Below are 23,852 nucleotides of genomic sequence, written 5' to 3' on the forward strand. Positions count from 1 at the left end.
GAACTATAACACGCTGGACATCAAGTTGTAAGTCCAGCACTGTTGAGCACATGGACAACACAGCAAGCAACACCCCAGACATCAACGAACTCCGCAGCGTCCCAACGGTTTCTGTCGAGGAGGCCGGACGCTACCTCGGCGTCTCCCGAGCGTTCGCCTACTCCATGGTCCGCGCCGGTGATCTGCCGGTGATCCGGCTTGGCACGCGCCGGGTCCGGGTCCCCTCGGCCAAGCTGCTGGCCATGCTCGGCGTGGAGGTCTCGGCATGAGCGCGGCTATCAAGTGCTACCGGTGTCGCCGCCGTCTGCGCCGCGCGGACGGCTGGAACTTTGAGGTTCGCAACGGTGAGGTTGTCGGACACCTCTGCCCGAGGTGCCAGACGCCGGAGGAGAACGCGGAGGCCGAGATCAACGCGGCAACCATCCGCTACGGCTACGACGACTCCGGGCACCTCACGATGACGCCGAAGTTCTGACCGATCTGACGCTCTGCCACCTCACCAACCCGCCGACGCGAGCACGTCAATGGCATTGCGCCCCAAGCATTTACGAACAGGAGGACCACTGTGTCCAAGAACAAGGAAACGGTCCTCGGCACCCAGACCGAGGACCGTCCCCACAACCATCGACCGAGCGAACATCACAACGCTGGCACTTCCACGGTAACCGACCAGGAGGCGCTCTCCGGGACTCTCGGCGCGCCCGTCGTCGTCGTCGGCGTGGAGGTCACGCCCGAGGAGGTCGCGGAGTACGGCGTCACGCTCCAGGTCCCGATGACCTCACCGCGGGAGAAACTGGACTGGTCCCCGCTCACGACGCTTGAACCTCGAGGCGGCGACCGGTCGGAGTGCCAGCAGGGGCGCATGCTGTGGCCGAGCCCGTCCACAGCCAGCTGGACAGGCCGCGGTGCTGTCGGTGCAAGACTTCGTGTTCGAGACCTACCTCGGCCACGAGATCCGCCCGCGCTGGGTGACCGACTACCTCGGCCTGGCCCCGGACGACGACTCGGACGGGACCGGCGGTGTCGCCACGCCGGTCCCGGACCCCGAGCCCGTCCCGCCGACGACGGCCCCGGACCCGGAGGCCGAGGCGTACGCCGCCCGCGGCTGGCTGGACGTGTTCCCGCTCCCGGCCGCGCGTAAGGCTCCGCCGCCCACTGGGCTCACCGGCCGCCGAGCTCCCTGGACCGACACCGAGCGCGCCGCGCTGGTGTTCCCGTCCGGGTGCAACTACGGCATGAGGACCCCGGCCGGTCTGCTAGCCATCGACGTGGACCACTACGACGGTAAGACCGGCGCGGTGACCCTGGCCGACCTGGAGGCCAAGCTCGGTCCGCTCCCGTCCACATGGCGGGTGACCAGCCACGGCGCGGCCAACCCGAGCGGCCAGCGGTGGTACCGCGTCCCGGCCGTCGCGGAGTACGAGAGCGCCGCGGGCAAGGACATCGAGGTCATCCACCGGAACCATCGGTACTCGGTCCTCCCGCCGAGCGTTCACCCCAAGGGCGGCCGGTACGCGTGGATCTCCCCGGACGGGGCGATCACCGAGGATGTCCCGCTGGTCACCAGAATCCCCGAGCTCCCCGCCAAGTGGGTGGACTATCTGACCTCCACCCGGCCGCCGGTACCCGGATCGACCCCGGCGGGAATCGTCCGCGCCACCGCGGAGCTGGACCGTATGCACCGAGATTGGTTGTCGGACACCCCGATTGACGGGACCGTGAACGCCAAGACCAAGGCGTTCATCAGTTACATCCCCGGCGCGTTCGACCGGGGAACCTCCCGTTACGACACCATGGTCCGACTGTTCTGGGAGGCCGCCAAGCGTAACGCCGAGGAGTTCGACGGCGCGCGGGTCCACCAGGGCATGGTGGCCGCGCTGGAGGCCATCGCCCAGACCTACCGCGAGCGTGTCGGTGAGGACCGGCGTCCCGGTGTCGTGGAGGGAGAGATCCACCGCGCCATGGTCGGCGCGTTCGCCAAGGTCGCTCCGTGACCGCGGTCAACGGGGCCGCGGACGTAGCGCTGGTCCGCGAACATGACCGTGCTACCCGTGTGCTCAGTTTCTCGGACGGGGACCGAGAGCAGTACATCCAGGCACGCGTGACCGAGCTTGCACTCAAGGACGAGGCCGCGCGCCGGTACGAGGAGATGACCACGGCGAGTGTTGCGGCCGACATCGGATCTCGGTGGCGGACCAGTACCGAGCTCAAGCTCCAGCCCTCGGCGGACAAGCTCCTCGGCCGGATTCTCTGGAAGAACTCCCTGGTGCTCTTGGCTGGAGATCCGGGGACCTACAAGTCGTTCCTGGCCCTGGACTGGGCGCTGTGCGTCCGTACCGGCCGGAACTGGTCATCGAACACGCGCGGCAAGGTGCATACCTCCGGCCAGGTGGTCTATCTCGCCGGTGAGGGTGACGCGGGTATCCCCAAGCGGATCACGGCATGGGAGAAGACCCACAACGACGGGGCCGACGCCGGTATCGAGGTGTTCCCGTCCGCGGTCGGTCTACGCGCGAGGTCCGCAGAGGCCGCCGCGCTGGTGGAGGACATCGCGGCGCGTGAGCCGGTGCTGGTCGTCATCGACACGTTGGCGCGGTACTCCATCGGTCTGGAGGAGAACTCGGTACGGGACATGAGCGAGTTCATCGCCATTGCGGACCGTATCCGCGAGCAGACCGGCGCGTGTGTCCTCATCGTCCACCACAACGCGCGGGGAACCGGCCGGGAGCGTGGCTCCACGTCGATCCGCGGCGCGATGGACGGCCTGTTCATCCTGGAGAAGATCACCGACAAGGACACCGCGGCCAGAGGTGTCTACCGGGTGGAGCTCACCCTGGACCGGCTCAAGGACGAGTCCAGCGGTGGGGACCCCATCGCGGTGGAACTGTCCACGGTGGACCTCGGAGTGGACCCGGACGACGGTATGCCCATCACGTCGTTGGCGCGTACACCCGACACTGACCCGTTCAGCGTGCCGCTGGTGGTCGAGCCGCTGGCCGTCCCCACGGTGGAGTCCTCGGTCTACACCAAGCTGTTGTGGGAGATCTACCTCTATGCGCCGAGCGACAACGACGGACTCGGCTACACCCGCTCCGAGCTCCGCGCTCACGCGGTGGCCTCCCCGCTGGCGGGCAAGACCAATCTCGGCAAGAAGTGGTCCAAGTTCTGGGCGGACGCCATCGAGAAGAACCACCTCATCAAGCCGGACCCGGACAAGGACACGCGCGCGTACATCGACACCACGTTGGTGGAGAACGAGCTCGGTTGGACCCGTGAGGAGGCCAACGCCGCGCTCCGAGATCGGGGTGAGCAGGTCGATGGATAGGCAGTCCCCGCGTGTCCCCGTTCGAAGGGACGTTCGAATAAATCCGGGGAATCCCCAAAAAGTCCCCGCCTGTCCCCGGGGACCTTGTTTGAGCAGGTCAGAGGAATATCCCCGCGGGGATCTCCGTGGGGAATCCAAAAAGTCCCCGATCCCGTCCCCTGGGGGGTCTATAGGACCCCAGGGATGGGGGACATGGCGAAGAAACAACCAAGTGAACAACGCCCAAGGAGGCGACCAGTGAGAAGCGAACACAAGATCATCCAGACCATCCCCGCTAACGAGATGTCGGTGGTGAACGCACCGGACGGCGAGATGTACCGAGTGGTGGCGTGGGCACATGTCCGCCGCTACCGGATGGAAGAACAGCCCAACATCCTGTCCGCAGACCCGGACGCCACCGTCACCCGCCCGGTTGCTTGGGACACGGTGGAGGCCATGGTGGACCCCGCCGACACCGGCGTCCTGGTCCTGGCGTCGTCGCTGGAGCCCAAGACGGACGACGTGATCGTCCGCGGTGAGGATCTCTCGGAGGAGGACCGCGTGGGGACCGCGCGCCACGTCCCCCACCGGATCAAGGTCCGGCTCCCACGCGAGCGCGCCGAGGTCCTCGGCGTCCCGTACCGGGAGATCGGCAAGTGACCGGCCGCCGGGTCCGGGCCACCGTGGACCACCACGACAGGCTCGGCGGCCCTCGGGTCCAGTCGCGGGAGACCGGCCGCCACCGCCGCGGGGATGTCCTGGCCAGCCAGGTGGCCGCCGATCTCGGGGTCCTCGGCCGCGCCGACCTCACGGCCGAGCTCATCGACACCGAGGAGGGCCGCCGGTGACCGCCGGGACTGGACACCGCGTGGACCGTGAGGGGCCGGTAGCGCTGGCCGCCGAGATTCTGCGCGGAACCGCGGATCTGCGCGGGGCCAAGTGCGTCGAGTACCGAGATGAGTTCGACCCCGACATCCGCGCCGCGGACATCGGTTACGACGACGAGTCCGACCGCTGGGCCATCGTCCAGATGGTCTGTCGGGCATGTCCAGCGCGTGGCGCGTGCTGGGAGTGGTCCTCCGAGCTCAGTCACCACGCCCGCCCGCGGGGTCCGCTGGCCGACGTGTTCATCAATCCGTTCTCGGCGGTCCGCCGCTGGGAGCGTCGGTCCGCTTAGCGCGGAGCCCTCACGGGAGGGGAGGGGGCCGGAATCGCCAGCTCACGGCCCTCTTCCCAGGTCCGCCGGTTGCCTGGCGTACGAAAAACGCCGGACCTCGGTCCGTTTACGCTCCGCAAGCTGACGCCGACCGTCAACACCTACGAACAGATGACAAGGAGGCCCAACCGTGGCCGAACATCGCAAGCAAGACCGACCGCTCTCCACCGCCGCCAGGACCATCCTGGCGCTGGTGGACGACGACACCGACCAGGCCGTCCGCGTGCTGGCCGAGGCGTCCACCTCCGGCGGTCTCGGCGGCCTCCGGGACGTGGCACTGGCCCTCGGGCAGTTCGCCGCCAACCGGACCAGCGCCGAGGACGCGCCCCGCTTGGTGGAGCTGGCCATGGACCAGGAGGCCACCCGATGACCGCCGCCGACATGATCCCGGTCCGGCCGACCGGGGTGGTGGCCTCTCACATGGTCCACGGGGTGGGTCGGTGTGAGCACACCGAGTACACCGACGACGACGGCGCGCGCGTCATCGTCTCCGAGTTCCCCGAGCGCAACAACTACGCGCGGGTGACGTGGTGGACCCCGGACGGCCGCCGCCAGGAGGCCAAGGAGCGGGGGTCTCACCGCTGGCTCCTGGCGGTCGCCGGGTTCGCGCTCCAGGGCTCATGACCCGGTAGTATCGGCGTCGGAGCACGTCGCCAGCACGGCCGCCAGCCACGTCCAGAGGACCGGCCCGCGTAGTCCAGGCCCGCGAACGTATCCGACGCCGAAACTCCCAGCGGGAGAACAACTCCCGGCGTTGTTGACTACTCCATTTCTCATCCCTCAAGGAGGGTTATCCCGTGCATACCAAGCACAAGACCGTCACGATGACGGGTATCAAGACCGCGGGCCTGGACGCCGGTGAGTTCATCGGCTGGGCCTCCACGTTCGGCAACACCGATAGCCAAGGAGACCGCGTCATGCCTGGCGCGTTCGCCAAGTCCATCGACGCCATGGCCTCCGGCCAGGTGACACCGATCCTCTGGGAGCACCAGCGCAAAGACCCCAAGGCGTTCGTCGGGGAGATCAAGTCCGCCCGTGAGACCGCCGAGGGCCTGGAGATCCACGCCAAGCTGGACCTGGACTCTCCCGAAGGCCAGGCCGCCTACCGCCAGGTCAAGGCCCGCCGCGTCGGCGCTCTGTCCATCGGGTACGGCGTCCGGGACGCGGTGAAGGCCGCGGACGGCGTCCAGGAGCTCACCGACCTGGATCTCATGGAGGTCAGTCTGGTGGTCCGGCCGGCCAACGACCGCGCGGTCATCACCGCGTCCAAGTCCGAGCGGCCCGAGCTGCTCATCAAGGCCCGCGCCGCGCTGGCCAAGGAGGCGTCGGGAGACCCCGCCGCCGACGACACCGAGGACCCGGCCGACGACGACACCGCGGAGCAGACCGTGGGTGAGCGTCTCCTGGCCCGTCTCAAGGACGCCATGGACGCGGCCCAGGAGCTCATCGACGCGGCCGAGGACGAGGGCCGCGACCTCACCGAGGCAGAGGGCCAGGAGGTCGCCAAGGCACTCCGGCGCGTCCGCGTCACTCGGCGGGAGCTCCAGAGCTACGCGGACGCCACCCCGGACCAGCGGCGTGGACTCCAGCACCAGGCCGACGTGGTCACCAAGGCAATGAGCTCGGAGGAGTTTGAGGCCCGCTACCCGGACGCCAGCAAGTTCGAGAAGTTCGACGCCACCGAGTACGGCGTGAAGACCAAGACCAAGCACCAGGCCAAGGAGGCCATCACCGTGGACACCACTGACAAGTTCCTCACCCTCGGATCGGGCCGCAAGGCCGCCGCCGCGACCATCGCCGCCAAGATGACCGGCGGAGGCACGTTCCACGACCGTGTCCACGGTCTCGGGGACACCGGAGCCAAGGCACTGGTGAGCTCGGGCCAGGTCACCACGGACATCCCGGTGGCTCCCACCGTGATCCCGACCGGCCGCCCCGCGGTGTCTCTGCTGGACGTTATCCCGACCCAGCGACGGACCGGACCCCAGTACCGCTACATCCGCCAGAACGCGCGCGACCTCAACGCCGCCGCGGTCGCTCCCGGTGCCACCAAGCCCACCAGCACGATGGGTACCGAGACCATCGACGGCCAGGTAAGCGTCATCGCTCACCTCTCGGAGCCGGTGGACAAGTTCGTGCTCTCCGACGCTCCCCAGCTCACCCGGTTCCTCCAGGAGGAACTTGTCTACGGCCTGGACGTGGCCATCCAGGCCCAGCTCCTCACCGGCGACGGCACCGGAGCCAATCAGACCGGAATCCTGGAGACCAGCGGTGTCCAGATTCAGGCGTTCGACACCTCGGCCATCGTCTCCATCCGTAAGGCACTGACCAAGGCAGAGGCCGCCGGGTACGCGCCGAGCGTGGCCGTCCTCCGCCCGGAGGACTGGGAGGCCATCGAACTGACCGCCACCTCGGACGACGCGGTGGCGTTCCGCGGGGTCCCCATCGACCTCTTGGAGCGCAAGCTCTGGGGTCTGCGCGTGGTCCTGTCCACCGAGCTCCCGGCTAAGACCGCCATCGTCCTGGACCCGAGCTCGGTCTCGGTGGACACCCTCGGCGGCCTGGACATCGAGTGGAGCACCGAGTCCGGTGACCTGTTCAGCAAGAACCAGGTTCAGGCCCGCGTGGAGACCCGGATCGGCGTGAGCGTCTACGCGCCCGCGTCCATCTACAAGGTGACCACCGCCGCGGCGTGATCTGACCACCGCACGATGACGACGGCCCCGGATCTCGATGAGGTCCGGGGCCGTCGTCATCGTCGGGCCGAGCCAGCGACCCCGCCAGTGTCCCTAGAGTGTCCCAAGACCCGCACGAACGGCCCGATACAGGCTAGACGTATCGACCACAGAAACAGGCTCCTACCTGGACATATGACGACAGGACGATACGGGCCGATACAGGGCTAGGCACACTGGCAGTGTGGGGGTCAGGGGTTCGAGTCCCCTTAGCTCCACTTCGAGAAACCTCATCTGACATGGTCAGATGGGGTTTCTTCGTCTCTATGATCGACCGCCGGCACGGCACGATGTCCATGTGGCGTCCATGTCCGATTTCAAATCGGGTGTTCGCCGTGCCTGGACTCGAAGTGATTACAACCTCGTCCATTCCTCAGCGGTATCGCGTCACCGGACCCCTAGCGTGGGCTACGCGAAACCGACTCGGAGGGAATCCCGCGCAATGCCGAAGACTCGTGCCCGCATCGTTGCCGCTACCGCCTTGTCCGCTGCCGCCGTCGTAGCGATCAGTGGCTGCTCGTCAGACTCGAATGACGCCTCGTCGACGCCTGCAGAAGGAAACTCCACGGCGACGTCCGCGGTGTCGCCGAACGGACAGAACAAGGACATCAAAGTTGGTGACACGTTCACGGTGTTCAACCCGTACGGCCAAGGCATTCTCGCGAACGTCACATACGAGGGTTCGGAGATCGATCCGCCGACCAACGGAGAGCCGGAGGGGCACGCGCTCGGCGTGCACGTGGTGGTCGACATGACGAACTCGGAGACTCCCAACCTCGTGTCGGACAGCTTCGAGATCAGCGAGGAACTGCCGGGCGGGATGACAGCCACCGAACCGGCCGATTCTAAGCTCGTTGGCTACGGCTTCACAGATGGGCGACCGAAGATCACCGAGGTCAAGCAGGGTCAGAAGCAGGACGGTTGGCTGCTGCTCGACGTCAAGGAACCGTCGGGGACGTTGTTGTGGCCGCTGAACCCGGGAACCGCGCGGCTGCCGTACCCGGCCGGGCATGCGAGTTCGGCGTCACCGGCAGCGACGAGCTAAGCGCTCGCGTGCCGGGGCACGGAGCGTCATCCGCCGATGCTGTGGCCCGATCGTCCATCCGGGATACTGTGCCGACAATTCCGGCAACGGTTAGATTGTGCCGCTACTGTCGCGGTATGGAGATCCGAAGCGAGGAACAACTAAACCCGGTCGCCGACGAGGTATCCGCGATCACAGCGGTAGTCCGACCCATCCTGACGGGCGTGCTGTACGCCCTCAAAGCAGACGTGGTGGCCGAGGTTGGCGGGCGAGAGAACGTGAAGCTGAAGATCCTGCCACGTTTGCATCGAAAGGGCGACGGCGATACGGGGATCTGTTTCGAGTACGCAGTGCATGAGGCCATTACAAGTCGGCACGCTGATGTTTCTGAGCGAGTGGAGGACGCCCTCAGGATCTGCAAGGTCCAAGGAAGTTCGAACTCGATCTTGTTCGGTGCGGAGAAACAAGGGTCGCAGCAGTTGATCGACACGGCCGGCGAGCTACTGACTGACGATTCGTCACTTCTGTCCGGGTCTCGCGGGCGGCCGGTCAAGCTCAAGCGGCATCTGACGTCAGCAGCGGCGGCCTTCCGTCGCCAAGGTGCGCCAAGCGGACTGCCGCAAAGCGTCAGTGGCCTGTGGCGCGCTGACCTGTTTCTTGGATCAGCAGAGTCGGACCGGTGGGTCGGTACGACGGTGAAAATCAACCCAACGAAACTGGCGGGTGCCAAGGGCCTGCGCGTAGGAATTGTTCCCGCTGAGCAAGGAAAATCGGACAAGGTACGGCTCGATGACAAACACAACTTGGTTGTGTGTCCGATTCCCTATGACGGTAGTTTTGTCGAGGCTTTCTACAAGGGCTGGGAGGTTGTGACTGCGTTCTTGGATGCAGACGCCAAACTGCCTCGCGAAGTAGCCTTGCCTCGACCCGCTGCGCGCACAGTGGCCCGGTACTTGGCGGATCGTAGGGAGTTCACCGTGGTGGACGTTATCGATGCATTGGCGTCGCTCGCACAGCCAGAACTTCTGCGGACTCAGACGGAAGGTGCAGACATCGTATTAAGCGGCGGCAAGTCGAATGTTGTCGCGACGAGCGCGGTCGTTGCGCCAAGACCCACTATGGCAACTCTCGACCGGCGTTGAATCAGTGTGCCGAACGCGTGTCGCGCTCGGGTCTGACTGCGGGCCCTGGCCGACATGGTCTAGATCCGAGGACCGGCTGCTCAGACTTGTTCGCCGCCGAACTGTGCCGAGTACGCGTTGAGGGTGTTGATGTAGTCGGCCAGTTTCGGCGTGATCTGTTCGATGAGCGCCGGTGCTTCGGCAGAGGTGTGGCCGCAGCATTCGCTCTCGGCCGCGTCGAGGTCGTTGAACAGCGGCGCGACCTCGTTGGTGGCAGTCTCCAGGTCTTGCAGCGCGAGCGGGCTGTAGCAGCCCCATGAACCGTTCTGCGCCATCGTCAGCCCGACAGTGATCTCGCTGTACAACGTCGAGGACGCGTCTTGGATGGCTTGGTTGTCGTCGGCGGTGACCGCGGTCCGGTAGGTGGCTATGTCGCGGCTGAGCGGTTCGGCCTGGGTGCTGAACTGGTCTTGATAGAACGACGGTTCCGCCGTGTTGGTTCCGCCCTCAGAGCACGGTCGGCCGGTGGTCGGCGGCGAGACGGCTTCCGTCGTCGACGGCCCTGATGCGTTGTCGGCCGCGGGGGAACCGCATCCGGCGAGGGCTGCCGCGGCAGCGAGTGAGACTGCGAGGATGAGGAGCCGCTGGCGCATGGTCGGAATGTAGTCCTCGGACCTTGACTGCGGACTCAAATCCTGGCGATCTCCGCATAGCCGTTACTTCCGCGGCAGGTCAACGGTCGTTGGCTGCCGTCCCGAACACCAGTGCTGCGTCTTTCAGTCGGTCGTCGGTGACGCGTCCGTAGACGGCGGTCGTCATTCGTTCGGTGTGGCCGTGCCAGGACGCGATGACGTCGGCAGGCACGCCCGCGGCCCGCATTCGGGACACGTTGGAGTGCCGCAGGTTGCGGAGCAGGACCGGCGGCAGGCCCGCCATCGTTCGGCGTTTCCTGAACAGTTCGGTGTACTTGCGGACCGGCAGCGGGGTGCCGGTGATCTGCGACATGAGGAGGTCGGTGTCGGCGAGCGGGTTTCCGACGGCGAGGCGTTCGCTGGCGTGCCGGACGCGCATCTTTCTGAGGATCGTGAGCTCGCGTGGCGGGATCGGCAGGTCGCGAACCGACCGGGCCGTTTTGGGTTCGTCGATGATGTCGACGCCGTTGACGTCGACGCGGGCCTGCCGGATGCGGAGTTCGCCACGATCTAGGTCGACGTCGCACCAGCGGAGGCCGCCGACTTCTTCGCGGCGGAGTCCGAGGAGGGTGAGGGCGAAGCATCCGGCGAGCCGGTGATCGAGGACTGAGTCGAGGAACTGGTCCATCTGTTCGGGTGTCCACACGTCGCGGGCGTCGGAGGCGACGACTTCGCGTTGTGCAGGTGCGTCGAGTTCGGCGGACGGGTCGAACGTGATCCACCGCATCCGCATGGCGTGCTTCAAGACTTGCTGGACGCTGCCGATCGCTCGTCGTTTCGTTGACGCCGCGAGCGGTTGTCCGGCGAGGGTGGTGAGCGTCAACGACCAGTCGATCAGTGATGCCGGCGTCAGCCTCTGGACCGGGGTGTCGCCGAACGCGCGGCGCGCGTAGGCGAGGGATTCGCGGTCGGCGCGGACAGTGTTGGCTCGTATGTCGGGGTCGGCGTCGCGGATACTCAGCCAGTGGTCCGCGACCTCCGTGAATGTGCGGTCGGATCGTGCAGCCCACGTCCGGTTGTCCCACTGGCGGCGTTGCTCTTTCACCCAGGCGCGGGCGTCGGTTTTGGTGCCGAACGTCTTGGTCGGGCGGACGAGTCGCCCGGTCTTGGGGTCGACGCCCAAGGTGGGCCGTGCGCGCCACTTCCCGTTGGGGAGTTTCTGAATGGAGTCCTGCGTGTACGCGGCGCGGTTGTCGCGACTCACCGCTGGTTCTCCGCGATGAAGTGCTGCGCTGCGGCGGTGACGTCCTGCATGTCGTCGAGGTGCGTGGCGCGGAGGATGCCGTCGCACGGCAGGCTGTACACGGCCTCCATTCGTGAGGTGATGGTGCCGTCGTCGCAGAGCGTGTCGACGCGGTCGACGTTGACGGTGACGGTGCTGCCGACGATCCGCGCGAGCGTGGTCACGGCGCACGATTCGTTGTCGGTGAGATCGATCTGCTCGGGGCTGGGGGCGGGGCAGATGGTGATGGTGGCGGTCATCGGTTCTGTCCCTTCCCGACGGTGTGGATGTCGGCGACGGTCGCGCCTGCGGCGGTCACGAGTTGGGCTGCGAGGCAGACCGCGGTCGTCGGCGTGAGGTCGAGGACGTCGGCGAGCCCGGACCGGACGGTGACGATCGGCTCGAAGCCGGGCAGGACGTCGTCTTGGCGGATCACCGTCAGTGGGGACCCTGCGCGGGTCACGGTGTCGCACCTGTGGTGGCGGTGGGAGGGGGCGGGTACGGTCACGGTGGATTCCTTCTCGTTCATGGGTTGTGGGTCTGCTGCCCTCGGTGTCGTTCTTGGCGGGATGCGCCGAGGGCGTTTTGCTGTCGTCACCACGGGGTCGCGGTGGCGCCGAGTTCCGGCACGGTGAGGCCGAACGCGGTGCCCAGGTATTCGGCGAGGAGCCGTCGATGGCACCACGCTCCGGGCTTCGCGAGGTTGCAGTGGCACAGCAGGCACACCGGCTGTCCGGCGCTGTGGAAGGCGTCGAGTTCGGCTCGGATGGTGTCGCGGCGAGCGTCGAGCATCGCCATGTACCGGGTCCGGTATTCGGGTTCGTCGAGGGTCCGCACCCACGACCACCGCGGATACGTGGCGGGCCATTCGGTGACGTCGTGCGGGAACCATTTCGCGGCCCCGACCGACGTCCGCACCGGCACACCCATATGCGGCCTGTACTCGCGGAAACTGCACGTCGACACGGTGATCATTCGATGCCTCCCACCGCGCGAAGCAGGGCAGCATCCTGCCCGTTCACGACCTGCCGGACCGTGGACGGATACCAGCGGGCACCACCTGCAGCGGTCGGCACCCTGTCGGTGTTCAAGTCGTCGGCGATCTGGGTGTACGTGGCGCCGCAGTCTCGTGCGTCGAGGATGCGTTGAACGACGTCGAGCGGAAGAACGGAGGGACGCCCGAGCCGCACACCAGCCGCCTTCTTTTCCGCCAACGCCTCCTTGGTGCGTTGACCGATGAGACGCCGCTCGAACTGCGAGAACACGGTCATCAGTCCGGCCTGTGCTTCACCTGCAGGGGTGGTTGTGTCGACTTGCACGTCGCACGTGAACAGCTTCCAGCCGTCTTCTCGGGCGCGTTCGATCAGCGTCGCCGTGTCGAGCATGGAGCGGCTGATGCGGTCGAGTTTCGACGCGACCAGCGTCGACGCTGCGCCTTGTTCGATCGCGCGGAGGGCGGCAGACAGGCCGGGCCTCCGATCGATGCGTTTCCCGCCGCTGATGCCTTCGTCGGCGAACCAGTCGACGACCAGCCAGCCGCGTCGCTCGGCTTCCGCGGTGATCGTGGTGCGTTGGGCTGCGAGTCCGGCACCGCTGGCGGCTTGTTCCGCAGTGGACACGCGGAGGTATGCGATGGCGTGATTGTCGGGCGCGGTCCGGTTCTTGCGGCGTTTCCGGCGGGCCGTTGCGGGCGCGTTCATCGGAGGTCTGCCGTCTCGTGGGGGTGGGCCGGAGACAGCGGCTGAATCCGCTTGTTTCCGCTGGTCAAGTGGGGTTATGTCATACTTATATTTTAATAGAGGATTATCTGTAAAGCCATGTGGCGCAACGGTTTTCGCGCCACACAAGCTGTCTACTGGGCGTGTCTCCGGGTGCACTCCGCGCAGTACCGAATCTGATGCAGAGTGCACCGTTCCGGCACCGTCTGCTCGGGCGTCGAGTCGACGAGCTCACCGTCCACGGTCGCCGGTGTCCGCGTCGTCTCCTGCAGCTGCAGAAACTCGTCCCTCAACTGATCGACATCGGTCGAGCCGGGCGCGGACATCTGCACTTCGACGCGCCGGTCGATCGTCCCTGCCACACGCGCATGGAAGGTGGCAGCTGACAGCCACGCACCAAACACCCGAACCCAGTCGGCGTGCGGGACTCCTTCACGTTCAGCCAACGCGAGACGCGCCTGAGCCCGCGCCACCATCTGATCGGCCCGCGCCAAGTCAATGTCTCGAAGCTCGTCGGACAACTCGGTTCCCACCTGCTGCTGATAGCGGCGCACCAGATGGCGTGCTCCCGACGGATCGCTATAGCCGAGCTCGTCTCCGATCCGTTCCCACGAGAATCCCGCGACCCTCAGCTGGATCGCCTTCTTCGCCTTCTCGATGCTGGAATCCGAGAATCGGCGGGCCTTTCCGTGCGGCCGTCCGGGGATATCCCATGAGAGGACATTTCTCGGCATGACGAGCCTCCTTCGGTGGGTCGTGTGTTCGGCAGGTTTCGTTGCGGTCACGGGGCAGCTGGCGGGTCGGAATCGGTGTGTGCGCATTCGGGGGTGAAGCCGCATCCGCCGGGCGTGGTGTAGGTGCGGTGGCAGCGGGGGCAGCGGTTGGGGTCGTCGTCGCGGTACGCGCATTGGGTCGGGCCGGGCCCGCCGTCGGGTGCGGTGCGCTGATGGAATCGGCATCGGGTTTCGGGGGTGCGGGGTGGGAGTCCGGGGGTGTCCCACGGTTTCGCGTTGGGGTCGCTCATGGCGTCGCCTTCGGGTCGGGGGTGGGTCCTGGGTGGGTGTCGGTGTGATCGTCCGGTGGCGGGGCTGTGGGAGGCGGGAATCGGTGGCCGGGTTCGATGAGCGTGAGTGTTTCGCGGCGGAGGGCGTGGATGACTTCGTGGTCGGGCCATCCGGCGTAGCCGGCAGTGTCGAGGGCCCGTTGGACTGCGGTGGTGACGTCGTCGACCGGCACGTCGTAGTGGTCGGCGATTTCTTGGGCGGGGACGCCGGACACGCGGGCCTGCAGCCACGGGTGCAGCTGGTCGAGCGGCGGCGGCAATGACGGCCAGTCCGGGGTGGAGTTCATCGGTTCTCGCTTTCGTCTACTGGGTTCGCGAAGGGGGCAGGTCTGAGGGAATGCGACTGCGCGTGAGATGTAGGACGTAGGACGCGATGTCCTACTCGGTGTGTGAGTCCGATTCTGTGTTTCCCCAGGTAGGAGAGAGAGAATGTACTCACGTAAGGGCTGATTCTGGCTGATTCACACATGCGTCCTACTGCGTCCTACGTCCTACTGTTCCGATGCCCGGAAGTACCGACCGTCTTCTTTGACCCACCGGGCTGTGTTCACCAGCCACTCCCGGGCGTCGCGGTGGAGGTTCCTGGCCTTGTCTCGTCCGGCGACAGCCCGGTTGATGTCGGTGACGGTCATCCCGGTGGGCGGCATCCGGGCGTCGAGGCGTTCGGCGACTCGCTTCACCGCTGACGTCTCGGCTGCGGCTGCGCGTTCCTCGTCGAGATGCCCGAGATGCTGTACTCGCTGCCGCTCTTCGCGGCTTCTGTCCTTGATGGCTCGTGTGAATGTCGGGTCGTGCAACTCGCTCATCACCCGCCCGGCGAGGTGCCAGGACGCGTCATCAACGATCGGCATGTCGCAGTCGGGCCGGAGCAACGACAGGCCGCTGGCGACCTTTTCCTGCAGCAGCAGCCGATGCCCCGACGCGGGTTCTCCGTGACCTCGGACGACGTTGAGGCGGGCAGCGACGATGCTGTCACGCGCGGCCTCGCACACTTCGACGTGCTGAACCTGACCGAGCTCTTGGGGGTCGTCGAAACGGAAGATGTCGGCGAGCCGGAGCGGCACGATGTCGCCGCCGCCCAACGTGCGGGCGGGCATGGTGGGGTCTTCGGTCGCCATCCACAGGAATCGTTGCGGCAGGCCGTCTTTTGCTCCCGCGAGCAAGGCGTCCGCGTTGGCAGGTTGCACGCCGAGGAATGCGCACAGCCGGTACGAGTGGGGCGGGACGGGAGTGTTGCGGTCCCGGGTTTGAGTGGTGGTGCCGATGCCTTTGCCGGGCCACGCCGACAGTAGGGACGCTAGGAGGGTCGAGCCGTTGCGTTCGGCGCTGGCTCGGAGCGCGAGAACTTCATCCCATGCGAGGTACGCCGTCCTCCGCACGAAACGGACACCGTGCGGGGCGTTCGAGTCAGGGGTCACGAAGGTGCCCGCCAGCTTCTCCCCGGACGCCGGTAGCGGCGTCCATTCGACCCCGGAAGGGCCCAGCAGTTTCGCCGCGACACTGTCCGAGGCTGATCTCCCCGAAGCAGGAGGCCCGTACGCGAGGGTGTAGAAGTTCAGCGACTGTTCGTCACCGATGACCGGCGGCAGCTGAATGTTCGGCGGCACTTCGGCGAGACGTCGTGCGAGGACTGCGCCGAGCACGGCGGCGGGAGCCATCAACCGTGACTGCGCCGCGTCCCGGATGTGTTGGAGTTCAGGCGTCGAGGCCCAGACATCGGGCTGCTCGGCGTCGCGGTCGTCTGGGGCGGCGTTCAACAGCGCTGCGGGAACATCGTTCATGCTGCGTGTTCCTGTCCTGCGTGGTGGCGGAGTTGCTGGACGATGTCGTGCAATCGGCGGAGCGCGCGGCCGTCGCGGACGAAGCCCGTCCAGGCGTCGGTTTCGGCGCCGTTGCGGGCGTGCTCGGCGATCGACTCACCAGCGGCGATCATCCTGTTCCGCAACAGGTCGGCGGCGAGGTTCGCGGCGTACAGCCACAGTGCGGCGGGTTCCGCGCGTGCGGTGACCGCGTCGGCTAGCCGGGTGCGGGCGAGGTCGCCGTGATGTCCGGCGTACACACCACGCCGGAGCGCTTCGCCTTGCACGAGTTCCGGCGCGGGGTCGAGGCCGTCGCCGGCCAGCTCGCGGGCGACGTCGAGGATCACCGCGGTCGGTGCGTCGACACCGTGAACGTCGTCCGGGGTGAGAAGGTCGAGGACCGCCACGGTGTCGCTGGCTGACGCCCGGATGATCGCGGCCAGCAGCAGCACCGCGGACGGCACGAACGCGCCGGTCATCAGCACGCCCGCCCGATACGGTGCTCTTCGTCAGCCTTCCGGTTCGTCGGCTGATTGGGGAGCGCCTCGGTTTCGGGTTGCGTCTCAGGTTCGGGGCGCTCCCCGCTCTCCAATGCTGTGAGCCAGTCGTCGATCGTTTCGGGTCGCCACCACAGGCGTTGCCCGACCCGGATCGCTGGTGGCAGCTTGCCCGCGGTGCGCAGTCGGTAGATCGCCTGGACGTCGACACTGAGCAGCCGTGCGAAGTCGTGCGGAGTGTAGAGGGGACGCGGCTCGGTCATGCCGCACCGTCGCCATCGTGGGGTGGTTCGCCGATCATTTCGAGGACCGTGCGCATGGGGATTCGGATTGTCCGACCCACACGGAGGACGGGCAGGTCGCCACGTCTGATTTTCCGGTAGACCTCTTGCGGTCTGATGCCGAACAGGTCGGCGTACTCGGCCACACTGAATGGTCTTGCGCGGTTGCGCAGCTCGTGGATCGTCGGTGATTGATCCATGTGCTCTCGGTCTCCTCGGGTCGTCCCGAGAGCACAAAAAAGACCCCCGGGTATGGGTGCAGACAGGGACTCAGTTCCCTATTTCCCGGTCGGACTCAATTCCGTGTGGGTCTTTCGATATTCGGTTCTGAACCACGACGATACATGAGGACGATTGGAAGGCCACCCGAGTCCGTTTCGAAGGGCGATGTCACTTGCACCGAACTCCGGTGTCACGCGGCGGCGATACACTCGGCGGCATCGACGTGCTCCGTTGATCGACGGGTCAGCCCCGGGGATACACACCCCGGGGCTGACTGGTTTCCGAGGACGCACCATGCGTGCGTCACGCAAACGTCGGTGGCCTCGACCTGCTGCGACACCGCAAATGCCAGCCTCGGTCAGGGCCCGCGAGAGTGGAGAAGATCGGGCCGTCGAACGTCGAGAGGCCGAGCACGTCAGCGACATCGCGGTGAGTGAGAGTTCCGTGCTCGCACAACAGCTTCGCGACCGGCAGAATCGCCGGACGCCATAGTTCTTCAAGCGCTTCGTTGACGTCACGGGACGGAAGCAACTCGCCCGAAGACTGCGCCGCCTGCAGGTCGTCGAGGTCTTCGGTCCCGGCGAGCGCTGCCATGATCTGACTGCGCCCCGGTGCTCGTCCTGCCCGCCACCGAGCCTCAGCCCATGGCCCCGCGTAGATGATCTCGCGGTCTGGAACCCGCACGTCGTCGCGGATCACGTACTTCGTCCACCCCGGGCGGTCAGCGAACAACTCGTCCCCCACGTGGATTCCGTTGACGCGTGCCCCGAGCAGGACGGCTGCGACGCTGTGGCCGGCCTCGTGCACCGCGATCTCGGCGCGCCGCGCGCCGCGGCTCGTCATCGGGTCAACTCCCGACCGCGGGCCAAGAGACGCTCCACCTGGTCGTCGGTGCTGCCGCCGGTGATGGTGACGGCGACCGAGAAGCACTCGTACGCGACCAGCACAGACCGTTCCACCATCGCGGCCATCGTGTTCGCCAACGCGTCCGGTGTCGCGTGCTCCTCCATCGGCGACGTCCACATCGTCGTCGGGCCGGTCGCAACGAGCGTGTCACCCAGCCCGTCCACGTAGCCGCCGCCGAACGCCCACACCGCACCCAGCGGGGACCGCCAGATCGGGGACCCCGACGCGACCGACTCGGAGACAGCGGGCGCCGCCCACTGCGCTCCCGCGTGAATGACGCCCGCAATGCCTTCGGCCGCGAAAGCGGCCTCCAACACGGAGACCGCCTCCACGAGGTCGCCGACCGTGCCGAGATCGGTGGCGTCGGCGAGGAGACGACCCGCGAACTCTTGCTCCACCAACTGCTGTTCGTGCAGCCGCTGATTCTGGCGGGCACGCGTCAACACCATGTCTTCGGTCTGCGTGATCAGGCTGCATTCGTCGTAGCCCCACACGACGAGCGGCAGAAACGGGGCGAGCGGATCAGCACGATCCCCGTCCTTCCGGGCGTCCGGGTCTGCGTTGTTGAGACACGGGTCCACTTCCCACGTGCCCCAACCGGATGCGCAGTTGATCGGCAACACTTCGATTCCGCCGTACCAGTGCTCCGGCATCGGCAGCGGACCAGCCGACGCCGCATACAAACCGCCGCCGATCGGGTTGAGCAACGGCGACTCGTAGACGACCGGCGGCGTTACGGACACCGCGTCGCTGGTCACGTCGATTTCGGTCATGGCTTTCCTCCCACACTGGAATTACGGTTGGCGGTGGTGATGGACGGCTGTTCCGCCCACGACGCGACACCCAAGTCGCGAAGCACCGAGTTCGCCGTGGCCCGGCGCGGCAACCGGCGGGAGGCGATGCGAGCCTCCGACGCTTCGAGACGATCGAGACGCGCAGTGACAGCCGTCGCCGCCGCATCCAGACCCCGAAACGCGTCCTCGACTGCCCGGGAACGGCGTCCCTCGTCGACGCGACCCGTCACCGGTGAACCGCTCTCCACCCGCGGGGCAGGCAGGCCGAGAAGATCGGACAGCGGGCCCTCCAGGGCGTCACTCGTCGGGGACAGCAGCATCATCCACTCGCACGACGGCAGCATCCCCGCTGTCACGGCAGGAGCGCCGATGCGGGGACGGGTCCGCAACAGAGCCCCGAGCGCCGTCGACCGTTGTTCGATGCTCCTAAGGTGCGCGACCCGCTGCGCCGCCTCCCGCTTCGCGACGATCTCGGCGATCTGATCGAGGGTGGCCGCGGTCTCGGCGACCAGCACGTCGATGTCGCCGAGCATCACTGCCGGGTTGCGGAGCCGCGCCACCCGCTCAGCCACCGGGGACAGGATCGCCATCACCTCGTCGGTCAGCGAGAACGAACCGTCATACGTCACCGGCAACTTCTGCCGACGCTTCGACCGCTGTTCGTCTTGCGTCACCACCGCGGGCGCAGGCTGTGGTGCGCGCCGACGGCGCAGACCGAGGCTCACGACGCCACCTGCCCGCGGTCGGGGACGCGCCGGCACGTGATCGCATCGTGCAACACCGCCTGCACTGTGTCGGTGACGTCGGCACCGAGAAGGTCACGCTGGTCGGACAGGATGCCCATCAGCCGCCAGTATGCGAGGGCACGGCGGCACTGCCGGATGCGGCGGTCGTTGGCCGAGGCACCGCGGGATCGGAGCCAACCGAGCCGTCCGCACCATCGTTCGATCGGCCAGTCCTGTGGGTCTGCGGGTGGGCTTTGTGTTGTCGTCATGGCCGCGACCGTAGAAGCCTGGGGTGCCAGACCCCCTGGGGGCCGACGGGGGCAGAGAAGTGGGGCGCGACCCCCACCCTCAACGAGCTACGAACGTCCGTTCGACGTGTCCATTTGGCGTCCATGTAATAGTCGGGACTGTTCGACACCGTTCGAGACAGCTCGATAGAGAGAAACGGTCGTGAAGTGGACTGTTCGGGACTGGACGAGACAGTCCGACACAGACCGAAGGTGGGAATGCCAGACTGGCAGTGTGGGGGTCAGGGGTTCGAGTCCCCTTAGCTCCACTTCGAGAAACCTCATCTGACATGGTCAGATGGGGTTTCTTCGTCTCTATGATCGACCGCCGGCACGGCACGATGTCCATGCGGCGCCCATGTCCGATTTCAAGCGGGCGTTCGCCGCGTGCTGCCAGGTCCCGCCCCCGTCGTACGACGGTCCCGCGGTTCCTTCGATGGTGTCGTCGTCGACGAATCGACTTGTCGCGCGCTGCCAGACGTCGTCGCCTCGGCGGAGCATCGACCGACCGGAGTCGTCGAGAGCGAGCTCGAAGATGCGGGTCACGCCGCGAACGTCGAAGTGATGCAGACGGTGCTCGCTGAGCACTGCGATCGCATCGGGGACGTGCCCGACCGCCGAACCCGGCAGCACCTCCTTCGCCGCGCTGCGGCCGCTCACCTCAGCAATCTGACCCGGACCAGTCGCCGTCGCGGTGAGCAGACAGCAGGTCTGCCGAGGGCGTGAGGCCGCCAAGCCTCGGTTCAGCATGGTTGGCATCCGCCAGCGTCTATCTAGTAGCCTCGCCGTGTCCTTGCCGTATCCAAAACGTTATCGAAACCTGAATGGACCGAAGACTGTGACTCGACACCGTGCGACCCCTGACCGATTCTTGACTCGTGCCGCGCTCGGCAGCGCCTCGCGGAGCCGCCGGTCCGGCCGCCATCGCGTGGAGACGCCGAGCCGGACGGCTGCGCCGGTGCGTCTCGGCGTCGTTGCCGCCTTCGCCGGCGCGATCGGGCTGGCCGCAGCCACCGCAGGCGAGGCCGCCGCCAAGCCCGCGTCACCGATCGCGCTTCCGAGCGGCGTGCAGCTGCCGAAGAATCTGCAGGTGCCCGACAATCTCCCACCGGCGCTCGACAAGGCGATCGGTGACCTGCTGCCGTCCGGGATCGGTCAGGCACCCGCGGCCAAGCCGGTCAACGGCACCGTCACCTCCACGTACGGGGCCCGTTGGGGCGCCCACCACAACGGCGTCGACATCGCCAACAAGATCGGCACCCCGGTGCGCGCGGTGACCAACGGCGTGGTCCTGGAGGCCGGTCCGGCCTCGGGTTATGGACAGTGGATCCGTGTTCGGCAGGACGACGGCACCACCGGAGTCTTCGGTCACGTCGATCAGATTCTTGTTCACGCCGGCGAGAAGGTGCACGCAGGCCAGAAGATCGGCACCGTGGGCAATCGCGGCAACTCCACCGGACCGCACCTGCACTACGAGGTCTGGAACGCCGCAGGTAACCCGATCAACCCGCATATCTGGTTGGAGAAGCGCGGGGTGCGACTCTGATCGGCGAGGCCGCCTGCGCTACGTCTGCCCGGCGCCGTCATCGAGTGGGAGTATCCGTTCCCACCTCGCCGACGAGACTTGGCTCCACTTGAAGAAACCCGTTCCGACCTGAGTCGGAACGGGTTCTTCGTCTCTGCGTCGGTTCCGACGGCCACGGATCGCTCACCCGGACGGCCGACAGTCGTCCGGGTGAATGTCTCTCGGTCGGCGATCGCGAGACCGGAGAATCGTTGCCGCCATACGGTTCGCGGCTCACAATGACAGATGGCGGGGGCGGCTATCTGCCTCAGGGCGCGAATGGACGACTCATGATGGGTGGATCGAAAGGCGCCTCGCGCGGGGCGCGCAGTGTTGTGCTCCTCGTCGTCGCGGCGCTCTCGGCCGCGCTTCTGGTCGGCTGCGGGACGTCGACCGAGGAGGCCGCCCCGACCGTCTCCGTCAGCCGTCCCGCCGCCCCGACTGGTGCGCTGGCGCCGGCGTTGCAGGCCAAGCTCCGCGCGGCCCTGGACGTGACGATGAAGCAGTACGAGGTCCCCGGTGCAGCGGTCGGCGTCTGGATCCCCGGTCAGGGCTCGTGGACGACAGCGGCGGGTCTGGCCGACGTGACGAAGAAGGTTCCCGTCACCACCTCGATGTCGTGGCCGCTGCGCAGCGTGACGAAGTCGTACACCGTCACGCTCCTGCTGCAGCTCGTCGATCAGGGCGAGGTCGGCCTCGACGACTCGCTCGGCAAGTACGTCCAGGGTGTCACCAACGGTGACGAGATCACCCTGCGTCAGCTCGCGAACATGTCCAGCGGCAACGCGGACTACGTGGGAGAGGCCTTCCTCAAGGAGTTCGGCAAGGACCCCGACAAGATCTTCACCCTCGACGAGTTGAACGCTTTCGTCCTGAATCAACCGGCGCAGTTCGCACCGGGGACGAGGAAGGTCTACACCAACGCGGACACGAACCTGCTCGGCGCCGTGATCGAGCAGGTCACCGGACAGCAGTTCGCCGACGTTCTGAGCGACCGGATCCTGGCGCCGGTGAAGCTCTCCGGAACTCACTACCTCCTCGACGTGACGAAATGGACCGCCCCGCACCCGACGGGTTACATCCAGGGCGACGGGGGACCGGAGGCGCAGCCGGACAACCTGTCGATCTACGGGCCGTCCGGATCCATGGTGTCGACGCTCGACGACGCCCGCGTCTGGGGTACGACCCTCGCCGAGGGGCTGCTCCTCACTCCCGCGACACAGGCGCAACGCGAGCGCGGAGCGCCGCTTCAGGTCGGTCCGCCGTATGACATCTACGCGCTCGGGATGGGTCGGACCGACGGCTGGTGGGGGCACAACGGCGAAGGCCTCGGGTTCACCGCCGCTGTGTTCCACGACCCCGCGTCCGGCGCGACCATCGCCGTCTTCATGAACGTCTCCAACGCTCCTGACAAAGCGCATCCGGCCGATCAGACGTTCCGGCGATTCGCCGAGATCCTGAAGTCGGAGGCGGCGACATGAGGTCGGGCTTCCGGCCGGCGCCGGAAGCCCGATCCGATTCGGTGAGTACCTCCTCACATGATCGTCGCGGCGAGTGCGACGAAGGTGAACGCTGCAACGATCACCGCGACGCGGATGTAATGGAGGTTGTCCCAGCGCTGCTGTTGTTCGCGCCAGTCGGCCGGGTGGCTCTCCGGGGTCCAGGTCAGCGAACGGTTGTTGATCGGAACGAGCAGGGCGATCGACATGACCACGCTGATGAGCAGCAGAGCGGCGGCGGTGACGGCGGCCCACGCCGCGTCGGTGTTCCAGACGGCGACTGCGAGTCCGACTGTCAGGATCAACGAACCGAAGTACCAGAACGGCATCGCGCGTCCGAGCATGCGGGCCCCGTGGGCTCTCGCGGCAATCGACGCGTCGACGGGCAGTGCGAGCGTGATCGGGTTTATGACGAAGGCGACCGAGAATTCGACGCCGACCATGAGGCCGGTGACCGTTGTGGCGAGAACTGCGAGAACGGATGACATGGCGACTCCTTCTAGCGATACTAGAATTTCTAGTCATGCTAGAATAGGGCGCTAGTCGGATGCGCGCAAGGGGATCATTGATTCAAGGAGGACTCATGGTAGGCAAGACTCCGCGACAGCAGCGATACGACGAGCGGCGCCGCGCAATCCTCGACGCGGCTCGTCTCCGCGCCGACACCGACGGCTGGGCGTCGGTGACCACCAGGCATCTCGCCGAGGCGATCGGCTACACGCAGCCGGTGCTTTACGGGCATTTTCCCGGTGGCAAGGGCGAGATCATGCTGGTCATCGCGTTAGAGGGATTTGCGGAGCTGGCAGAGCGATGCCGCAAGGCGCTGTGCCGCACCGACGCGCCGGGTGCCCGGATCGCGGCTGTCGCGACCGCGTATCTGGATTTCGGCAGCGCGCACCCGGCGGTTTATGAGGCGATGTTCCAGCAAGTGATCGACGTGAAGTTCGCGAGCGATGACACGCCCGCAGACCTCCGCGCGGGGTTCGACGTTCTGGCCGACACCATCGAGGACGAGAGTCGCGGGGTCGAGACCGAGGTCTTCTGGGCGGCATTGCACGGCATCAGCCTGTTGGAACGGGCCGGGCGGATGCGTCCCGAGCACCGGGAGATCCGCATCACTGAACTGATTGACCGTTACGCACGCGGCTGAGCGGCCGAACAGCTGACGAACCCGTTGCGGCAT

Annotated in this window: 33 protein-coding genes and 1 tRNA gene; 16 read left to right on the forward strand and 18 right to left on the reverse strand. The window is 66.7% G+C overall.

Annotation, left to right across the window (positions count from 1 at the left end):
• Positions 1-50 precede the first annotated feature (50 nt).
• From SCNU_RS00080 to SCNU_RS00145, 13 genes are all read left to right on the forward strand, one after another.
• Positions 51-269 carry a helix-turn-helix domain-containing protein gene (locus tag SCNU_RS00080; protein ID WP_009677292.1) on the forward strand — a complete coding sequence of 73 codons (219 nt, stop codon included), beginning with the start codon at positions 51-53 and terminating at the stop codon, positions 267-269.
• Complete coding sequence (locus SCNU_RS00085; RefSeq protein WP_009677293.1) at positions 266-475, forward strand: hypothetical protein; 210 nt, start codon at positions 266-268, stop codon at positions 473-475. Before SCNU_RS00080 ends, SCNU_RS00085 begins: the two co-directional genes overlap by 4 nt.
• A 439-nt stretch (positions 476-914) precedes the next feature.
• Positions 915-1,994 (forward strand): bifunctional DNA primase/polymerase, encoded by a 1,080-nt coding sequence (locus tag SCNU_RS00090; RefSeq protein WP_175284049.1) that lies wholly within the window; start codon positions 915-917, stop codon positions 1,992-1,994.
• A 107-nt stretch (positions 1,995-2,101) separates the two neighbouring features.
• Positions 2,102-3,325 carry an AAA family ATPase gene (locus SCNU_RS19915; protein WP_139025665.1) on the forward strand — a complete coding sequence of 408 codons (1,224 nt, stop codon included), beginning with the start codon at positions 2,102-2,104 and terminating at the stop codon, positions 3,323-3,325.
• 237 nt (positions 3,326-3,562) lie between these two features.
• A complete protein-coding gene (locus SCNU_RS00100) occupies positions 3,563-3,964 on the forward strand; it encodes a hypothetical protein (RefSeq protein WP_009677296.1) in 402 nt (133 codons plus the stop codon).
• Positions 3,961-4,152 (forward strand): hypothetical protein, encoded by a 192-nt coding sequence (locus SCNU_RS00105; RefSeq protein ID WP_009677297.1) that lies wholly within the window; start codon positions 3,961-3,963, stop codon positions 4,150-4,152. Before SCNU_RS00100 ends, SCNU_RS00105 begins: the two co-directional genes overlap by 4 nt.
• A complete protein-coding gene (locus tag SCNU_RS00110; protein ID WP_009677298.1) occupies positions 4,149-4,481 on the forward strand; it encodes a hypothetical protein in 333 nt (110 codons plus the stop codon). The genes SCNU_RS00105 and SCNU_RS00110 overlap by 4 nt, the downstream gene beginning before the upstream one ends.
• 169 nt (positions 4,482-4,650) lie before the next feature.
• On the forward strand, positions 4,651-4,890 hold the full coding sequence (locus tag SCNU_RS00115; RefSeq protein ID WP_009677299.1) for a hypothetical protein: 240 nt from the start codon (positions 4,651-4,653) through the stop codon (positions 4,888-4,890).
• The gene (locus tag SCNU_RS00120; protein WP_009677300.1) at positions 4,887-5,144 is read left to right on the forward strand and encodes a hypothetical protein; all 258 of its coding nucleotides are present in this window, start codon (positions 4,887-4,889) and stop codon (positions 5,142-5,144) included. The genes SCNU_RS00115 and SCNU_RS00120 overlap by 4 nt, the downstream gene beginning before the upstream one ends.
• Positions 5,145-5,317: 173 nt before the next feature.
• Positions 5,318-7,216 (forward strand): HK97 family phage prohead protease, encoded by a 1,899-nt coding sequence (locus SCNU_RS00125; protein WP_009677301.1) that lies wholly within the window; start codon positions 5,318-5,320, stop codon positions 7,214-7,216.
• A gap of 198 nt (positions 7,217-7,414) precedes the next feature.
• A tRNA-OTHER gene (locus SCNU_RS00130) sits at positions 7,415-7,473 on the forward strand.
• A 362-nt stretch (positions 7,474-7,835) separates the two neighbouring features.
• On the forward strand, positions 7,836-8,300 hold the full coding sequence (locus tag SCNU_RS00140; protein WP_009677302.1) for a hypothetical protein: 465 nt from the start codon (positions 7,836-7,838) through the stop codon (positions 8,298-8,300).
• Between the two features lie 116 nt (positions 8,301-8,416).
• On the forward strand, positions 8,417-9,421 hold the full coding sequence (locus tag SCNU_RS00145) for a hypothetical protein (protein WP_009677303.1): 1,005 nt from the start codon (positions 8,417-8,419) through the stop codon (positions 9,419-9,421).
• A gap of 80 nt (positions 9,422-9,501) precedes the next feature.
• Here the strand turns inward: SCNU_RS00145 and SCNU_RS00150 are convergent, their stop codons facing one another.
• From SCNU_RS00150 to SCNU_RS00225, 17 genes are all read right to left on the reverse strand, one after another.
• The gene (locus SCNU_RS00150; protein WP_009677304.1) at positions 9,502-10,053 is read right to left on the reverse strand and encodes a hypothetical protein; all 552 of its coding nucleotides are present in this window, start codon (positions 10,051-10,053) and stop codon (positions 9,502-9,504) included.
• 79 nt (positions 10,054-10,132) lie between these two features.
• On the reverse strand, positions 10,133-11,296 hold the full coding sequence (locus SCNU_RS00155) for a tyrosine-type recombinase/integrase (protein WP_009677305.1): 1,164 nt from the start codon (positions 11,294-11,296) through the stop codon (positions 10,133-10,135).
• Positions 11,293-11,574 carry a hypothetical protein gene (locus tag SCNU_RS00160; RefSeq protein WP_009677306.1) on the reverse strand — a complete coding sequence of 94 codons (282 nt, stop codon included), beginning with the start codon at positions 11,572-11,574 and terminating at the stop codon, positions 11,293-11,295. The genes SCNU_RS00155 and SCNU_RS00160 overlap by 4 nt, the downstream gene beginning before the upstream one ends.
• Positions 11,571-11,777, reverse strand: coding sequence for a hypothetical protein (locus SCNU_RS00165; RefSeq protein ID WP_139025667.1), 207 nt, complete (start codon positions 11,775-11,777; stop codon positions 11,571-11,573). The genes SCNU_RS00160 and SCNU_RS00165 overlap by 4 nt, the downstream gene beginning before the upstream one ends.
• Before the next feature lie 131 nt (positions 11,778-11,908).
• Positions 11,909-12,244, reverse strand: a complete 336-nt coding sequence (locus SCNU_RS00170) for a DUF488 family protein (protein WP_040517269.1) — start codon at positions 12,242-12,244, stop codon at positions 11,909-11,911.
• A gap of 41 nt (positions 12,245-12,285) precedes the next feature.
• Positions 12,286-13,161, reverse strand: coding sequence for a recombinase family protein (locus tag SCNU_RS00175; RefSeq protein ID WP_238526265.1), 876 nt, complete (start codon positions 13,159-13,161; stop codon positions 12,286-12,288).
• Positions 13,162-13,166: 5 nt separating this feature from the next.
• The gene (locus SCNU_RS00180) at positions 13,167-13,766 is read right to left on the reverse strand and encodes a hypothetical protein (protein WP_009677310.1); all 600 of its coding nucleotides are present in this window, start codon (positions 13,764-13,766) and stop codon (positions 13,167-13,169) included.
• Between the two features lie 286 nt (positions 13,767-14,052).
• Positions 14,053-14,382: a hypothetical protein gene (locus SCNU_RS19920; protein ID WP_009677311.1), complete on the reverse strand. Its 330-nt coding sequence runs from the start codon at positions 14,380-14,382 to the stop codon at positions 14,053-14,055.
• Between the two features lie 204 nt (positions 14,383-14,586).
• A complete protein-coding gene (locus tag SCNU_RS00195) occupies positions 14,587-15,876 on the reverse strand; it encodes a hypothetical protein (protein ID WP_009677312.1) in 1,290 nt (429 codons plus the stop codon).
• Complete coding sequence (locus SCNU_RS00200) at positions 15,873-16,373, reverse strand: hypothetical protein (RefSeq protein WP_139025669.1); 501 nt, start codon at positions 16,371-16,373, stop codon at positions 15,873-15,875. The genes SCNU_RS00195 and SCNU_RS00200 overlap by 4 nt, the downstream gene beginning before the upstream one ends.
• Complete coding sequence (locus tag SCNU_RS00205; protein ID WP_009677314.1) at positions 16,373-16,654, reverse strand: helix-turn-helix transcriptional regulator; 282 nt, start codon at positions 16,652-16,654, stop codon at positions 16,373-16,375. Before SCNU_RS00205 ends, SCNU_RS00200 begins: the two co-directional genes overlap by 1 nt.
• Complete coding sequence (locus SCNU_RS20090) at positions 16,651-16,872, reverse strand: helix-turn-helix domain-containing protein (protein ID WP_009677315.1); 222 nt, start codon at positions 16,870-16,872, stop codon at positions 16,651-16,653. Before SCNU_RS20090 ends, SCNU_RS00205 begins: the two co-directional genes overlap by 4 nt.
• Before the next feature lie 325 nt (positions 16,873-17,197).
• Positions 17,198-17,737, reverse strand: a complete 540-nt coding sequence (locus tag SCNU_RS19925) for a zinc metalloprotease (protein WP_009677316.1) — start codon at positions 17,735-17,737, stop codon at positions 17,198-17,200.
• Positions 17,734-18,573 carry a hypothetical protein gene (locus SCNU_RS00215; RefSeq protein WP_009677317.1) on the reverse strand — a complete coding sequence of 280 codons (840 nt, stop codon included), beginning with the start codon at positions 18,571-18,573 and terminating at the stop codon, positions 17,734-17,736. Before SCNU_RS00215 ends, SCNU_RS19925 begins: the two co-directional genes overlap by 4 nt.
• Entirely contained in the window at positions 18,570-19,319 is a 750-nt protein-coding gene (locus SCNU_RS00220; RefSeq protein WP_139025671.1) for a hypothetical protein, read from the reverse strand. The genes SCNU_RS00215 and SCNU_RS00220 overlap by 4 nt, the downstream gene beginning before the upstream one ends.
• On the reverse strand, positions 19,316-19,588 hold the full coding sequence (locus tag SCNU_RS20365; protein WP_139025673.1) for a hypothetical protein: 273 nt from the start codon (positions 19,586-19,588) through the stop codon (positions 19,316-19,318). Before SCNU_RS20365 ends, SCNU_RS00220 begins: the two co-directional genes overlap by 4 nt.
• Before the next feature lie 333 nt (positions 19,589-19,921).
• A complete protein-coding gene (locus tag SCNU_RS00225) occupies positions 19,922-20,266 on the reverse strand; it encodes a hypothetical protein (protein ID WP_009677320.1) in 345 nt (114 codons plus the stop codon).
• Between the two features lie 211 nt (positions 20,267-20,477).
• Between SCNU_RS00225 and SCNU_RS00230 the strand changes: the two genes are divergently transcribed.
• Together SCNU_RS00230 and SCNU_RS00235 are read left to right on the forward strand one after the other, a co-directional pair.
• Positions 20,478-21,152, forward strand: a complete 675-nt coding sequence (locus tag SCNU_RS00230) for a M23 family metallopeptidase (RefSeq protein WP_238526266.1) — start codon at positions 20,478-20,480, stop codon at positions 21,150-21,152.
• Positions 21,153-21,463: 311 nt separating this feature from the next.
• Positions 21,464-22,651 (forward strand): serine hydrolase domain-containing protein, encoded by a 1,188-nt coding sequence (locus SCNU_RS00235; RefSeq protein ID WP_175284050.1) that lies wholly within the window; start codon positions 21,464-21,466, stop codon positions 22,649-22,651.
• Between the two features lie 53 nt (positions 22,652-22,704).
• Here SCNU_RS00235 and SCNU_RS00240 read toward each other — a convergent pair whose 3' ends face one another.
• Entirely contained in the window at positions 22,705-23,157 is a 453-nt protein-coding gene (locus tag SCNU_RS00240) for an anthrone oxygenase family protein (RefSeq protein WP_009677323.1), read from the reverse strand.
• Positions 23,158-23,252: 95 nt separating this feature from the next.
• On the opposite strand from SCNU_RS00240, the gene SCNU_RS00245 reads away from it, so the two are divergent.
• Complete coding sequence (locus tag SCNU_RS00245) at positions 23,253-23,819, forward strand: TetR/AcrR family transcriptional regulator (protein WP_009677324.1); 567 nt, start codon at positions 23,253-23,255, stop codon at positions 23,817-23,819.
• The last annotated feature ends 33 nt before the right edge of the window (positions 23,820-23,852 follow it).

This window comes from Gordonia neofelifaecis NRRL B-59395 (assembly GCF_000192435.1).
GTDB classification, from domain to species: domain Bacteria; phylum Actinomycetota; class Actinomycetes; order Mycobacteriales; family Mycobacteriaceae; genus Gordonia; species Gordonia neofelifaecis.